The sequence below is a fragment of the Vreelandella arcis genome (assembly GCF_900103865.1).
In the GTDB taxonomy this organism is placed as follows: domain Bacteria; phylum Pseudomonadota; class Gammaproteobacteria; order Pseudomonadales; family Halomonadaceae; genus Vreelandella; species Vreelandella arcis.
In genome coordinates, this window is the sequence record NZ_FNII01000004.1 from 97,545 (window position 1) to 110,745 (window position 13,201).

Annotated in this window: 12 protein-coding genes, 1 tRNA gene and 1 pseudogene; 6 read left to right on the forward strand and 8 right to left on the reverse strand. The window is 56.9% G+C overall.

Going from position 1 to position 13,201, the window contains the following annotated elements:
- Nucleotides 1-35: 35 nt before the first annotated feature.
- From phnD to BLR97_RS05680, 3 genes are all read right to left on the reverse strand, one after another.
- A complete protein-coding gene (gene phnD / locus BLR97_RS05670) occupies nt 36-1,001 on the reverse strand; it encodes a phosphate/phosphite/phosphonate ABC transporter substrate-binding protein (protein WP_089703391.1) in 966 nt (321 codons plus the stop codon).
- 123 nt (nt 1,002-1,124) lie between these two features.
- On the reverse strand, nt 1,125-2,870 hold the full coding sequence (locus tag BLR97_RS05675) for a bifunctional diguanylate cyclase/phosphodiesterase (protein WP_089703392.1): 1,746 nt from the start codon (nt 2,868-2,870) through the stop codon (nt 1,125-1,127).
- A gap of 124 nt (nt 2,871-2,994) precedes the next feature.
- Complete coding sequence (locus BLR97_RS05680) at nt 2,995-4,920, reverse strand: metallophosphoesterase family protein (protein WP_089703394.1); 1,926 nt, start codon at nt 4,918-4,920, stop codon at nt 2,995-2,997.
- A 142-nt stretch (nt 4,921-5,062) separates the two neighbouring features.
- On the opposite strand from BLR97_RS05680, the gene BLR97_RS05685 reads away from it, so the two are divergent.
- Complete coding sequence (locus BLR97_RS05685) at nt 5,063-6,040, forward strand: DUF1853 family protein (protein WP_089703397.1); 978 nt, start codon at nt 5,063-5,065, stop codon at nt 6,038-6,040.
- A gap of 4 nt (nt 6,041-6,044) precedes the next feature.
- On the opposite strand, the gene proB is transcribed toward BLR97_RS05685, so the two are convergent.
- The 4 genes from proB to rplU form a co-directional block, all read right to left on the reverse strand.
- Nucleotides 6,045-7,184 carry a glutamate 5-kinase gene (gene proB, locus BLR97_RS05690; RefSeq protein WP_089703399.1) on the reverse strand — a complete coding sequence of 380 codons (1,140 nt, stop codon included), beginning with the start codon at nt 7,182-7,184 and terminating at the stop codon, nt 6,045-6,047.
- Nucleotides 7,185-7,230: 46 nt separating this feature from the next.
- Nucleotides 7,231-8,418: an Obg family GTPase CgtA gene (cgtA, locus tag BLR97_RS05695; RefSeq protein ID WP_089703401.1), complete on the reverse strand. Its 1,188-nt coding sequence runs from the start codon at nt 8,416-8,418 to the stop codon at nt 7,231-7,233.
- A gap of 179 nt (nt 8,419-8,597) precedes the next feature.
- A complete protein-coding gene (gene rpmA / locus BLR97_RS05700) occupies nt 8,598-8,855 on the reverse strand; it encodes a 50S ribosomal protein L27 (protein WP_089703402.1) in 258 nt (85 codons plus the stop codon).
- A gap of 31 nt (nt 8,856-8,886) precedes the next feature.
- Complete coding sequence (gene rplU, locus BLR97_RS05705) at nt 8,887-9,198, reverse strand: 50S ribosomal protein L21 (RefSeq protein ID WP_089703404.1); 312 nt, start codon at nt 9,196-9,198, stop codon at nt 8,887-8,889.
- Between the two features lie 295 nt (nt 9,199-9,493).
- Between rplU and ispB the strand changes: the two genes are divergently transcribed.
- The 5 genes and pseudogenes from ispB to BLR97_RS05730 all read left to right on the forward strand — a co-directional run.
- Nucleotides 9,494-10,498, forward strand: a complete 1,005-nt coding sequence (gene ispB / locus BLR97_RS05710) for an octaprenyl diphosphate synthase (RefSeq protein ID WP_089703405.1) — start codon at nt 9,494-9,496, stop codon at nt 10,496-10,498.
- 88 nt (nt 10,499-10,586) lie between these two features.
- Nucleotides 10,587-10,663 (forward strand) — tRNA-Pro (locus BLR97_RS05715).
- Between the two features lie 365 nt (nt 10,664-11,028).
- Nucleotides 11,029-11,304: a BrnT family toxin gene (locus BLR97_RS05720; protein ID WP_089703407.1), complete on the forward strand. Its 276-nt coding sequence runs from the start codon at nt 11,029-11,031 to the stop codon at nt 11,302-11,304.
- Nucleotides 11,282-11,554 (forward strand): BrnA antitoxin family protein, encoded by a 273-nt coding sequence (locus tag BLR97_RS05725; RefSeq protein ID WP_089703410.1) that lies wholly within the window; start codon nt 11,282-11,284, stop codon nt 11,552-11,554. Before BLR97_RS05720 ends, BLR97_RS05725 begins: the two co-directional genes overlap by 23 nt.
- Before the next feature lie 219 nt (nt 11,555-11,773).
- A pseudogene (locus BLR97_RS05730) lies at nt 11,774-12,048 on the forward strand (IS110 family transposase); the annotation flags it as partial.
- A 40-nt stretch (nt 12,049-12,088) separates the two neighbouring features.
- On the opposite strand, the gene BLR97_RS05735 reads toward BLR97_RS05730, so the two are convergent.
- Nucleotides 12,089-13,165, reverse strand: a complete 1,077-nt coding sequence (locus BLR97_RS05735; protein WP_089703412.1) for a L,D-transpeptidase family protein — start codon at nt 13,163-13,165, stop codon at nt 12,089-12,091.
- Between the last annotated feature and the right edge of the window lie 36 nt (nt 13,166-13,201).

Below are 13,201 nucleotides of genomic sequence, written 5' to 3' on the forward strand. Positions count from 1 at the left end.
CCTTCCTGGCCGTGCAAAGCCTGCTGACTAAACGATCAATCGCAGTCGTAGGTCACGCCGTTGGCATCGGCGATAGTGCGAATCACTTCCCAGTTTTCCTGGTAGGTAATCGGAATAAACTGCGCTTCACCAGAGTTGGCGAACTCTTCCTCTAGCGCCGTGCCCTCCCAGTCGTAGCTGAAGAACGCATCCTGGATGTCTTCTGCCAGTTCCGGGTCAAGGTTGTGCGCTAACCCATAAGCGGTTGTCGGGAACGTTTGTGAGGTGTAAACCACCTCGTAGTCGCCCTCTTCCACGACGCCACGCGCCAGCATACGGCGGGCCACTGAGTTAGCGATGGCAGCCGCCTCGTAGTCTTCGTTGACCACCCCTAAAACGGAGTTGTCGTGAGAACCAGAAAAGGCTGTTTCAAAGTCTTCGCCTGCTTCCATGCCATACTCTGAACGCAACAATGCAGAGGGCGCGCGGAAGCCCGAATTAGAGGTCTCGGAGGTAAACGCCAACTGACTGCCTTCCAGGTCTTCAACGGACTCAATGCCGCTGCCTGGATAGGTAATGATCTCCATTTCATAACCAAAGCTGCCGTCTTCGGCGGCCATCATGGCAAACGGGCGGAAGCCACCACAGTTGACCGCCACCGGTACGCCACCGGTGTTAAACCCGGCGACGTGAAGGCGACCTGCGCGCAATGCCTCCTGCTGGGCTGCGTTGGACTGAACCGGGAAGAACTGTACCTCTTTGCCGGTAGCGTCGCTTAGGTGATCAAGAAAGTCAGACCATACGTCAGCATAAACGGCGGGGTCTTCTACCGGTGTATAGGCAAACACCAGCGTGTCGGGGTCGACCCATTCAGATTCATCGCTGGGTACATCCGCCATCAAATCACCGTCGTTATCCACATAGCGATCTGACAGATCCGCAGAGGCATTGACTGCTACCAGCGCAAAGGCGCTAGCAACCGCGGCGCTAATGAGAGTTCGGGGAAGAGATAACGTCTGCATGAATCACCTATCGTGTTGTTAAAAGACAGCGTCAATCCTGACGACGTCAGATGACAACGGCGAGGCACTTAGATGACCTATTGGTGACGTTTTAACGAACCTAAAATGTCATTTGTTTTACAGTCAGACGCTTGAGTGACTGCGACGCTCAACAAATAAGCTATTGCCAGGGATTTTCTTCGCTTGCTGCTTCAGTTTCGAAAGTTCGGCGGCAACGTCCAGCGCTTTGCAGTTGCTGGCCGGAGGGATCGGCTTGACCGCAATCGAGACGCTGACAAACGGAAAAAAACTCGCTGCCCCCTGACGGTTCATGAGGCGGATACCGCCCTGCTGACGATCGCGCTCGGCATAGAAGTCTGGGGCCATGACCTCCAGATGACGCAATATCTGCTGGCAGACTTTCTCCCAGTGCGCCAGCGGCAGCAGCAGCATAAAATCGTCGCCCCCAATATGGCCGATAAAACCACCCACGCTATCCACCTGGGCCTGTAACAAACGCGAAAACGCAATAATCATATGATCGCCACGGGCATAGCCGTAGGCATCGTTAAAGGCTTTAAAGTTATCCAAATCCACATAGGCCGCTGCCACGCCGTCACCGGCATTTAGATAGCGGCTTAAGGTCTCGTTGATCAAGATATTGCCTGGAAGCCCCGTCAGCGGGTTGGCGTGGCGCGCTTGTCGAACCTGGATAGCGGTAATTTCGCGTAGCAGATCGACAATATTCCCCATGCCCAGATACTCACCGTCTTCTCCGACGATGACGAAGTCTTCCTGCTCGATATCGTGACTATTCGTCAACTGCTGGCTCAGTATCTCAAGCGGGGTACTGGCGTTAGCAATCAGCAGCTTGGTATCGGCTACATCTAACACGCGGCGTTTGGCGTACAGCGCATGGCTGTAAGGATTGGTAAACAAGGTAAGGAAGGTACTGCGCCGAACCACTGCCACGGGCTTGCCATTATCCACAACGGCCACGCAGCGCAGCGTCGTCTGTTGGCGAAAGCGTTTGGCCAGCGCGGGAATCGCACAGTCGGGGGTGACTGTCTCGATCTCCTGGCAAATCAAACGCGCCGTTCGCCCCGCTGGACTAGCCGCCTGCTTAGCGGCGGGCAGCCGCGAGTGCAACGTCAGCGGTGGTTCAGCGCTGGGTCTGGCAAAGTAAAATCCCTGAAGCAATGCCAGCCCGCGATCCAACTCCCACAGGCACAGGTGCTCAGCGGCGGTTTCAACGCCTTCAGCGATCAATTGGCAGTCCAGACTGCGTGCCACATCCAGAATTGAGCTGAGAAACTCGCGCTTGGCAGGTTCCTGATCAATTCCGGAAATGAAGTGGCGATCCAGTTTGACGAAATCCGGGCGCAGTTCTGACCAATGTCGCAAGCTGGAATGGCCCGCACCTAAATCGTCAAGCGCGACCTGAAAGCCCATGTCACGGTAGTGGGCCACGGCTTGGCGCATAAGGTCGTAGTCGTGAATCGGCACGTGCTCGGTCAATTCGATCACCACGCGCTCGGCAGGCAAGCCACTCTCGCGAATAAAGCCTAGCGTCAGCCCTTCTTTGAAGTCACGTTCAACGATAGTAAGCGGCATCACGTTGAGAAACAAAAGGCCGGGCAGCGCCAGCTCGGCAAAGCGACGAATCGCTAAACGCCGACAGAGCAGATCCAGTTCAACCAACTGGCCGGCCTGGGTTGCCACCTCAAATAAACGCAGCGGCGAATGCAACGGTGAAGAGCTAGGGCCGCGAATCAGCGCCTCGTAGCCGTAAATCGCTTGCTGGCTGGTATCCACAATCGGTTGGAACAGCACATGTAGATCTTCAGCACGAATAATACGGTCTAGCCATTGGGCTTCTTGTGCGGTCATAGCCTGCTCGTCACGTTAAATACCAATCGGATATCCCTAGTGTTTTCAACTTCCTAATGCTGCGAGCGTGAGTCAATAACGTGACGAGATGATGACAAACTTAAGGAACCACTTATTAATGCCACTATTTGGGTATGTTGGGCGGCGGAAAGCAGGCCTCACCACCAGCGGCGTCCAGCTGACGAATATCCACCGGGCAACCCTGCTCGTCGAGGGTCACTAGCCCCATACCGCTGGCATTCCATAGCCGCTCGCCAGCGCTGGCGCGGTCGGGGTCACGGGGGTAAATGCTCAACTTACGCCGTTTCGTAAACCAGTTCAGCGGCGACCATGGCGCATAGAGCCAGCGATTGAGACGGTCAAAGGTGTTCAGCAGATTTGTCGGAAAAGTATTCTTCACCCCACTGGAGGTAATCTGCCAAAGCCGGGGGGCGTGCTGTCGATGGCGCACCACAATGTCGTAAGCAAACGAATAGTGCACATCGCCGGATAGAATCACGTAATTCCCCGGCGTTTTGGAATGTCGCCAGATTTGCAGCAGCACGTTGGCCGCACCACGGTGGGCCATCCAGTTTTCTGCATCCACCATCAAGGGTTTACCTATCCAGGTGAAGAGTTTCTGAATGCCTTCGATCAGTTTGACGCCAAACATCGGGGCCGGGGAAATGATTACCGCACTCGGCGCGCCGATCAGCGCCTGCTGCATTTCAATCAGCGCCTCCCAATCCATTAGCCCAGACGGTCGCTGCGGACGACGTTCGTTTTGCCAGCGCCGCGTGCGGGTATCGAGCACCATCAGCGGCGGCGGGCCGGGCACTTGAAACGCCCAGCCTTTAAAGTGCAGCAACCGTTCAATCAAGGCGTCTTGGGCAGCGGCATCGAGATACCCTGCGCTACCCGTGGAGGGCAGCATGGCCGTTGCCTCATCAATCAACGGATTAAGCTTGTCCGGCGCATTCCCCCACCCCTGGCAAAGTAGATACGCGATTAACGCATTGCCGATAATTCGTTTGGAGAACGGATGGCCGTAGGCACTGCGCTCCCACTCGGCGGTCAGGTTCCAGTCGTCGGTAACATCGTGATCGTCAAAAATCATCAGGCTGGGCAAGTGCGCCATGACACGCGCACATTGCGGCAAACCCGCCACGAAGTCATCGATCACGGCCTGCTCTTGTTGATATAGCGCAGCCTCTTGCTCGCCCAAGGACGGCTGGCTCGGTGTGATGATCCGCCACACCACGGGCGACCATACCAAACAGTACATCGCCAGCATTTCGCTCAACGTCATTAAATGGTTTTGCGCGTTGGCCGACGTAAAGACCGGCTTTTTGACACCGCCGAAGAAACGCTCGCGCAACGCAGCATTGCTGGTGATATCCGGCAGCAGTTGGCTACGCTGGTAATAGCTATCGGGAGAGGTATAGAGGGCTTGGCTGTCGCTGACCGTGGCGCCTTCAAGGTGCTCGTCAAACAGCCCCAAACGCGTCGTTAACGCATGAATCGCCCGCAGCATCGGGCCGGCCACGTCATCCACATACACCTGGTCGCCCGTCATCAACAGCCACGCAGGCCACTCGCTGGGCGTCGACTGGTGCTCGGCTAGCCACTGATCTGCCCGCACCAGGCCATCCGCGCTATCATGATGGGGCTTGCGGCAGGAGCCGTGCATCAAGCGATGATGCCGCGAGGCAATGACACAGCTCGGATACGCTTGACCGTCGTAACACAGCCATGGCGCCCATTCGGGAAGCGACCGATAATCACCGCTGCGCTGCTGAATTTGCAGGTCATACGCAATCCGCTCGTCGCAGGGCAAGGGATTCGCCAGCGGCACATCAATAAAATACATAAAAGCATGCTGGCCGACCGGCAGACACTGCTGATGCTCTGCCAGCGGATAGGTTTGCGCTTCCGGCTTGCCGGGGTGCAGCACCAGTGTCATGGTTAGCGGCCGCGACGTCACGCACCACATCACCCAGTGGGTGGTCGTCACTCGACGTAGCAAAGGGCCTACCAGCATATCCGGAAGGTCTGCTGCATGATCACTCATTGATTGTGCCTTGTTTGCTCACCGCCTGTGTTCATCAAGCGCTACCCCCTCTCATTTCAGGTTGACCGCTACCGGTTAGCGTAATAACACGATACCGTATTTCCAAGCGGCGCGAGCCGTTCCTCTTTAACCAGGAGATGCCATGCAAGCCATCACACCGCAGCGGCTGGAAGGCGTGGACTCGTCTCGGAAAAACGCGATCACCCGAGACCTCGCGTGGCTGGCGATTACCCCGGATGTGGTGGAGTTACCACCCCCATTTCCCCAAGCAGGCCGCCTCAGCCTTGCCGAATTGGGTCTAAACGAGGGGTTGGATGCTTGGCTGGATGGCTTGTCGGTTCCTGACCTGGCACGCAATGGGCGCCGGGCGAGCCGCATGGGCCACTATCACGAACAGCTATGGCACTGGCTACTGGATAGCGCGCCCAACACGCGCTTACTGGCGCATAACGTGCGTATTACGCGCAAGCGCAGCACCTTGGGCGAGCTGGACATGCTCTATCGCCGGTGCGATTACCCAGCACCGGTGCATTTAGAGGTAGCCATCAAATTTTATTTGGGGTTGCCCGACGGGCCGGGAGAGGAGACCAGCCACAGCCGCTGGATAGGCCCTGGCGGGCTGGATAGTCTGGCGCTCAAATGCCGTCATTTACAGCGCCATCAGCTACCACTTTCGACCACGCCGGAAGCCCTCGACGTGCTTACCCATTGGTTAGCGCCGCGTGATATTGGGCCTTTGGCGAGGCCCTTGGCGGCGCAATTAACCCAACGGCTGGCCATGCCGGGCGTGTTGTTTTATCCCTGGCACGTTGCTATGCCGCCGCCAGAAGGAGCCACGGCCACGCACCGGCGTGGGCGCTGGTGCCATGTGGGCGACTGGCCCGCCCTTGCCGCGACGCTACCCGACATCGTCCAGCTTGCCTGGCTGGCAAAACCGCACTGGTTAGCGCCGCCGCCGCTTGAAGCCTTCGTGCCAGCGTCTGGATCATTGACGGCGCTACTGGCAATGGCTCACCAGCAACCGCAGCAAATAATGCTCTATAATCCGCTGGAAATGCGCACCGAGCGACTGTTCATTGTGCCTGATAGCTGGCCACGACAAGTGCCGTTACCCCCGTAGTGCGTTACACCACCACAAGATTATCGCGGTGAATCAGCTCATGGGCTTCCACATAGCCGAGGATGGCTTCAATCTGATGGCTGGGTTGGCCGGCTAACTGACGCGCCTCGTCATCACCGTAGTTAACCAAGCCTTTGGCGACGGTGTTGCCTAGGTCATCGACACACACCACCATATCGCCACGCTTAAAGCTGCCCTGTACGGTTCGTACGCCAACGGCCAGCAGGCTGGAGCCTTTATCGCGCAGAACCTTCACCGCCCCAGGGTCAAGCACCAGGGTACCGCGTACCTGTAGCTGCCCCGCCAGCCAGCGCTTACGCGCCGCAATAGGCGCTTGTTCGGGGCGCAGCAACGTACCCAGAGCTTCCCCTTTCATCACCCGGTTGATGACATCGGGCTGACGGCCACTGGCAATCACCGTTACCGCCCCCGAGCGAGCAGCCAACTGCGCGGCGCGTACCTTGGTGCTCATCCCGCCCCGACCGAGCGCGCCGCCGCTACCCGCCATCGCCGCCAAACGCGGGTCATCGGCCCGGCTTTCGCTAATCAACTGCGCGTTCAAGTTGTGGCGTGGGTCGGCATCAAACAGGCCTTCCTGATCGGTCAACAGCAGCAGCGCATCGGCTTCCAGCAGATTGGCGACCAGCGCGCCCAGGGTGTCGTTGTCGCCAAAGCGGATCTCATCGGTGACCACGGTATCGTTTTCATTGATTACCGGCACCACGCGCATTTCCACCAGGGTGCGTAGCGCGGAAAGCGCATTCAGGTAACGCTTGCGGTTGGAGAGGTCGTCGTGGGTCAGCAGAACCTGTGCGGTGAGCATGTCGTGGCGGGCAAAGTGTTGCTCGTAGCACTGGGTAAGGCCATTTTGACCAACCGCCGCGGCAGCCTGAAGTTCATGCACGGCGCTGGGGCGCACCTGCCAGCCAAGGCGTACCATGCCCGCCGCCACGGCCCCTGACGAGACCAGCACCACCTCAATGCCGCGTTGGTGCAGGGCGGCAATCTGATCGACCCAGCCGCCGATCGCCGCGTCATCCAGGCCACGGCCGTCGTTGGTCAGCAGCGCACTGCCCAGTTTGACGACCACGCGGCGAGCGTTGCACAACGCCGTTCTATCCAACCCCGACTCATTACTCACCACGTCGCCCTTCTCCCTTGAATGTTACCGCTTCCGCTGCCTTTAAACCTTAAGGCGCGTATTCCACGTCCACGTCGTAATCATCATCATCGAAGTCGTCATCATCGTCATCGGCGGGTTTGCGCTTGCGACCCAGCCGCGCTTCGGTACGCGCCACGGACTCTTCTTCCATGCGCCTACGCATTTCTTGTTCGCGGGCATGGGCTTCTTCGTCTTCGTGCTCCAGGCGCTGACGTTCGGTGAGCCAACGGTAAGCGGCTTGTACCAACTTATCGGTGCCGTCATTACTGATCGCCGAAATACGAAATACCGGGCCTTCCCAGTTGAGCGCGTCGATAATGGCCTGAGCGCGCGCCTCGCGCTCATCTTCGGGCAACAAGTCAAACTTGTTGAGCACCAGCCAGCGCGGGCGCTCGGAAAGCGCGGGCGAGAATTGGCCCAGCTCGTGGACAATCGCCTTCGCCGCCTGGACGGGATCCGACTCGTCAAACGGCGCCACATCGACGACGTGAAACAGCAGCCGCGTGCGGGTCAGGTGTTTCAAAAAGCGCAGCCCCAGGCCAGCGCCATCGGAGGCGCCTTCGATCAGCCCCGGCACGTCGGCCATCACGAAGTGCTCGTGCATACCGAGCTTCACCACGCCCAGGTTGGGCACCAAGGTGGTAAACGGGTAGTTGGCCACCTTGGGCTTGGCGGCCGAGACCGAACGAATCAACGTCGACTTACCCGCGTTGGGCATGCCCAGCAACCCAACGTCGGCCATGACTTTCATCTCAAAGCGTAGGTTACGGCGGTCGCCTTCGGTACCCGGCGTTGTACGCCGCGGCGCGCGATTGGTAGACGACTTAAAGTGGATATTGCCCAAACCACGACGACCTCCTTGGGCAACCAGCACCACCTGACCAATCTCGGTCACATCGGCGATGACCTCAAGGGTGTCCTCATCGATCACCGTGGTACCCACCGGCACTTTCACGTGCAGGTCGTCCCCGGCCTTGCCGCTCATCTGACGACCCATGCCACCCTGGCCGTTTTCCGCTTTATAGAAGCGCTGATATTTAAAGTCGATCAGTGTATTGAGCGCATCGTCACCAATCAGGTAAACGCTACCGCCGTGCCCCCCGTCGCCCCCATCAGGACCGCCTTTGGGCACGTACTTTTCGCGGCGAAAGCTCAGACAGCCATTGCCGCCTTTTCCCGCCTCAACAATGATCGAGGCTTCATCGACGAACTGCATTGGTTTCTCCCGGCCGCTTTCGCCGCCCTAATATGCACTGCTTTTTCCCAATCCTTTATTCCCACCAGTATGATGGTAAGCGTATTGGAAAATAGATTTAACCGACAAAAAAGCCCCGCCATAGCGGGGCTTTTTTTCTCGCGACTTTTTCTCGCAGTCACGAGCGCAACGCTAGTCGCTTATTCAGAAACGATGCTAACGAACTTGCGATTATGCGGACCTTTGGTCTCAAACTTCACAAAGCCGTCGCTGAGTGCGAACAGCGTGTGATCACGACCTAGGCCTACGCCAGCGCCTGCGTGGAAACGCGTGCCGCGCTGACGAACGATGATGCTACCTGCGCTCGCTGCCTGGCCGCCAAAGAGTTTCACACCTAAGCGTTTGGACTCGGAATCGCGACCGTTACGCGTGGAGCCGGCTGCCTTTTTATGTGCCATTGCAAAATCCTCCTAGAAGGGAATTGGCCGCTTAAGCGGAAATTCCGGTAATTTTGACTTCAGTAAACCACTGACGATGACCTTGGCGCTTCATGCTGTGCTTACGGCGACGGAATTTGATAATCGTCACCTTATCGCCGCGGCCATGGGAAACCACCTCAGCAGACACCTTAGCACCGCTTACCATCGGCGCGCCGACGTTAACGTCGTCGCCGTCAGCCACCAGCAGCACTTCGTCAAACTCGATCGTTTCGCCGGTAGCGACTTCGATCTTCTCAAGCTTGAGGGTCTGGCCTTCCTGAACGCGGTACTGTTTACCACCGCTTTTGATAACTGCGTACATGTCTCTCTCCGGACGTCTATTGCCGTTTTGGTTACCTGAAACGGCGCTCATCGGGAATCGCTCTTGTCGACCTGCGGCGAGTGGCGCCCCTTTTGGCAGCCATCTGACAGGGAGCATGATGAGTGGGTCGCGGATTATAACGATGATTGCGTTATCCCACAAGACCTATTGCGCCAATCAACGGCCCAAACGGACAACCCACGCGCCAGCGTCTTGACGCCTAACGGACAGCCCCATAGCATGACTTCAACCTAGCGCGGCACTTGCCGCCTTCATCTGCCGCGACGAACACTCCATGACCGCTAACGTCTCATCAGCCCAGCCTGCCAGCTCCACGCCCTCCCCGCTGCACGCCGTGGTAGCGAATGACTTCGAGGCCGTTAACCGAACCATCGTCGCCCAGCTCAATTCCAAAGTGCCGTTAGTCGAAACGATCGGCCAATACATTACCGAAAGCGGCGGCAAACGCTTGCGCCCGTTACTCGCGCTGCTGGCGGCACGCTCGCTGAACTACACCGGCGACAAACATATTCCGCTCGCCACGCTGATCGAGTTTATGCACACCTCCACGTTGCTGCACGATGACGTGGTCGACGAGTCGCATATGCGCCGGGGCAAGAAAACCGCCAACGATGCCTGGGGCAACGCGCCCTCCGTGCTGGTCGGCGACTTTCTCTACGCGCGTTCGTTTCAGATGATGGTCGACGTGGGCTCGATGCGCATCATGGCGATTCTTTCCGGAGCCACCTGCGTCATCGCCGAAGGCGAAGTTATGCAGCTGACCAATATCGGCAACCCCAGCATTTCCGAAGACGACTACTTCGAGACGATTCTGGGCAAAACCGCCATGCTGTTCGAAGCCGCCTCCCACAGCGGCGCGGTGCTTGCGGAAGCCACTCCCGAGCAAGAACGCGCGCTGCAATACTACGGCCGCTATTTGGGTTTGGCATTCCAATTAATTGATGACCTGCTGGACTACCAGGGCGACGCCGACGCCATGGGCAAAAACGTCGGCGACGACCTGGCCGAGGGCAAGCCGACGCTGCCGCTGATCCACGCCATGGAGCAAGGCACGCCTGAGCAGGCCAAGTTGATTCGTCAGGTGATCCGTAAAGGTGGGCTTGAGCAGCTCGACGCCGTACTGGAAATTGTTCACGCCACCGGCGCGCTTGACTATACCCGCGCGCGGGCCGACGAAATGTCCGACAAAGCTCTGAAGCAGCTAGACGTTTTGCCGCCCAGCCCCTACCGCGACACCATGGCCCAGCTCGCCCGCCTTGCGGTCGACCGGCAAACATAAATTGCCGCTTTACAGTGGCCAAGGCTTGAAAAGAGCCGCCTAGCTACGTATTATTTCCCTCCGTTGTCGAGCACTGCCGACGACGCCTCGGAATATAGCTCAGCTTGGTAGAGCGCTGCCTTCGGGAGGCAGAGGTCGTAGGTTCGAATCCTGCTATTCCGACCAAGAATACTATTAAAACGGCCACTTAGCTTTTAAAGCAGGTGGCCGCTTTTGTTGGCTTTTCGTGTGTCAGCAATATATCAGCATTCGACAAAATGACATTCTCGCGGGTGTGAGGTTACAGATAGTGGGTCACTTTTAGCCGCTATGGTGCTAGCCCCCAGCACACCCCATACGCCCAACCCCCGTAACACACTAAGGTGGATGGGCGTTGTGTCTTCCCAGCGCGCCCACTTGCAGGCGGTGGCTAGACCTCCAAAACCAATAACGATATATCTTTAACCCAGCAAACACCGTTGCGGTGTCTAGCCTCAGCGCCAAACAAATAGAACTTCCCTTCTTGTCTTTTTGTCTATACAATTAAATGTATGATAATCGACTTTGACCCGAACAAGAGCGCTCGCAATGAGGAGGAGCGAGGCCTACCTTTCACTTCCGTTGAACGCTTTGATTGGGAAGGTGCGCTATTCCATGAAGATGACCGCTACGACTATCCAGAAAGGCGCTTCATCGGGTTAGGCAAGATCGGGCAACGGGTGCACGTGGTGTGCTTTACGCCCATTGAAGGCGGCATACGGGTTATCAGCCTGAGGAAAGCCAACACACGGGAGGTAAGGCGCTATGAAAAAGCGGCTCACGAATAAAGACGGCGAAGTAAGAGAGCTCACAGACCAAGACGTTAAACAGATGCGTCCTATGTCTGAGGTGTTGCCCGCTAACCTACAGCGTGCCATTGGTCAGCGTGGGCGCCAGCAGGCACCCACCAAGGTAAAGACTTCTATCCGCTTATCGCCGGAAGTAATAGAGCACTTCAAGGCACAAGGCGAAGGCTGGCAGCGGCGCATCGATCAGGCGCTAAAGACATACATCCAAGAGCACAACCACGGCCGATAAGGTGGCGTTTGCCTGTAATTCCTGCTCTCTGAAGGAATACGCCAAGTCAATACGTTGCCCATGGTGTCACCTTTTACGGCTGGCTATGGTCATCACTTCCACAGCAACGAATGCGGGCAACTTCGACTAAACAACAACAATCAACCGCACCTGGCTCAGCTCTCTCATGCGATTTTCAGCGCAAGGCAGCCAGCTGCTGCTCTAACGTGCAGGACTGCTAGCCCGCCACCAGCCTCCTCAGGCAAGGCTCAGCGCCACCGACTCAATCGGGGCGGCGACCGAGCCGCCAATAGTGATCTACATATCATCGCCATCGGGCGACTCCGTCTGGATGTGACAACCCAAACTTATGTCTCCCGTCAAGTGGCGGAGGGGCAGTCCAAGCTGGAAGCGCTGCGCTGCCTGAAGCGCTATATCGCCCGAGAAGTATACTATGTGCTCGCCATCGCCACCGAGAGATCAATCAGACGCAAATATGGCCACTTGACGCTTAGAAGGGCGTCAGTAATGTGTAGTCCTTATCAGCGTTCATGGCTAATTAAGTGCCAGTTCTTCATAAACACCTTTGATATCATCATCTTCTTCTTTTTTGTTACTCGGTACCGGCTTGGGGCTTAAGGGTTCGATAAGCCCGCTGGATAATGCCAGCAGGTCGCCAAGCTGCTCATAATCGAAAGTAACACCTTCAGCATTGCGTTGGTTAAGGCGAGTAATAGTGTCCGAAAGCGTGGTCATGCTGTGCTCTTCTTCCCCTAAGGGAGGGAATACCTGAACCAACGGCTGACGGTTGTCCCAACCTACCTTAATAGGTTGGTTGATGATATTAACCTGGGTACCTGCGGGTAAACGGCCAAAAATTGATTCGATATCGTTAGGCAACATGCGAATACAGCCACGGCTTGCGCGCATGCCAATGCCATCTGGCTGGTTGGTACCATGAATCAAATAGCCATCGAAGCCTAAAATAATGGCGTGATCCCCAAGCGGATTATCGGGGCCCGGAGGCACCACGCTAGGTGCTGTTTCACCGCGCGCCTCAGCTTCGCGTTGCACTGATTCAGGCGGGTACCACGCGGGATTTTTAATGTTCATGGTGGTCTCGGTCACACCAAGCGGTGTATCAAACCCTTCGCGCCCAATACCGATAGGGTAGGTCTCAACGCGGGGTACCTCATCGTTATTGACATCTGGATAGTAGTAGAGCCGCAGTTCGGCGATGTTAATTACCACCCCGGTACGCTCGACATCAGGCAAAATGAAGCGTCCTGGAATGGTCACTTCAGTACCCACTCCGGGAATCCAAATGCTGACCTCTGGGTTGGCACGTACAATTTCCAGGTAACCAAGGTTGTGACGTCTGGCAATATCAATCAGGGTATCGTCGTAATCCTTCACGGTGACGGTATAAGCATTGCCTATTACATTGCCTTCCTCAGGTAACGGATAATGCCCTTTGGGCCACTCCTCATTCTGCTCAGGCAAGTTTTGCTCAGCTAAGGCGAAGCTGGATATCGACAGCCAAGTTACCAACACACTCAACAATACGCCCACACGTCGCGGCCATTGATGATCCCTCTTGGGTACCGCTGAGTTACCTATCGATAAGCGCATGGCTATGTTCCCTTTTGTCTAATGTGTTGCCTTTTG

Excerpts from the sequence above, each read along its gene's own strand:
- phnD (WP_089703391.1), bottom strand. The coding sequence starts at position 1,001 with ATGCAGACGTTATCTCTTCCCCGAACTCTCATTAGCGCCGCGGTTGCT.
- BLR97_RS05675 (WP_089703392.1), bottom strand. The coding sequence starts at position 2,870 with ATGACCGCACAAGAAGCCCAATGGCTAGACCGTATTATTCGTGCTGAA.
- BLR97_RS05680 (WP_089703394.1), bottom strand. The coding sequence starts at position 4,920 with ATGAGTGATCATGCAGCAGACCTTCCGGATATGCTGGTAGGCCCTTTG.
- BLR97_RS05685 (WP_089703397.1), top strand. The coding sequence starts at position 5,063 with ATGCAAGCCATCACACCGCAGCGGCTGGAAGGCGTGGACTCGTCTCGG.
- cgtA (WP_089703401.1), bottom strand. The coding sequence starts at position 8,418 with ATGCAGTTCGTCGATGAAGCCTCGATCATTGTTGAGGCGGGAAAAGGC.
- rpmA (WP_089703402.1), bottom strand. The coding sequence starts at position 8,855 with ATGGCACATAAAAAGGCAGCCGGCTCCACGCGTAACGGTCGCGATTCC.
- rplU (WP_089703404.1), bottom strand. The coding sequence starts at position 9,198 with ATGTACGCAGTTATCAAAAGCGGTGGTAAACAGTACCGCGTTCAGGAA.
- ispB (WP_089703405.1), top strand. The coding sequence starts at position 9,494 with ATGACCGCTAACGTCTCATCAGCCCAGCCTGCCAGCTCCACGCCCTCC.
- BLR97_RS05720 (WP_089703407.1), top strand. The coding sequence starts at position 11,029 with ATGATAATCGACTTTGACCCGAACAAGAGCGCTCGCAATGAGGAGGAG.
- BLR97_RS05725 (WP_089703410.1), top strand. The coding sequence starts at position 11,282 with ATGAAAAAGCGGCTCACGAATAAAGACGGCGAAGTAAGAGAGCTCACA.
- BLR97_RS05735 (WP_089703412.1), bottom strand. The coding sequence starts at position 13,165 with ATGCGCTTATCGATAGGTAACTCAGCGGTACCCAAGAGGGATCATCAA.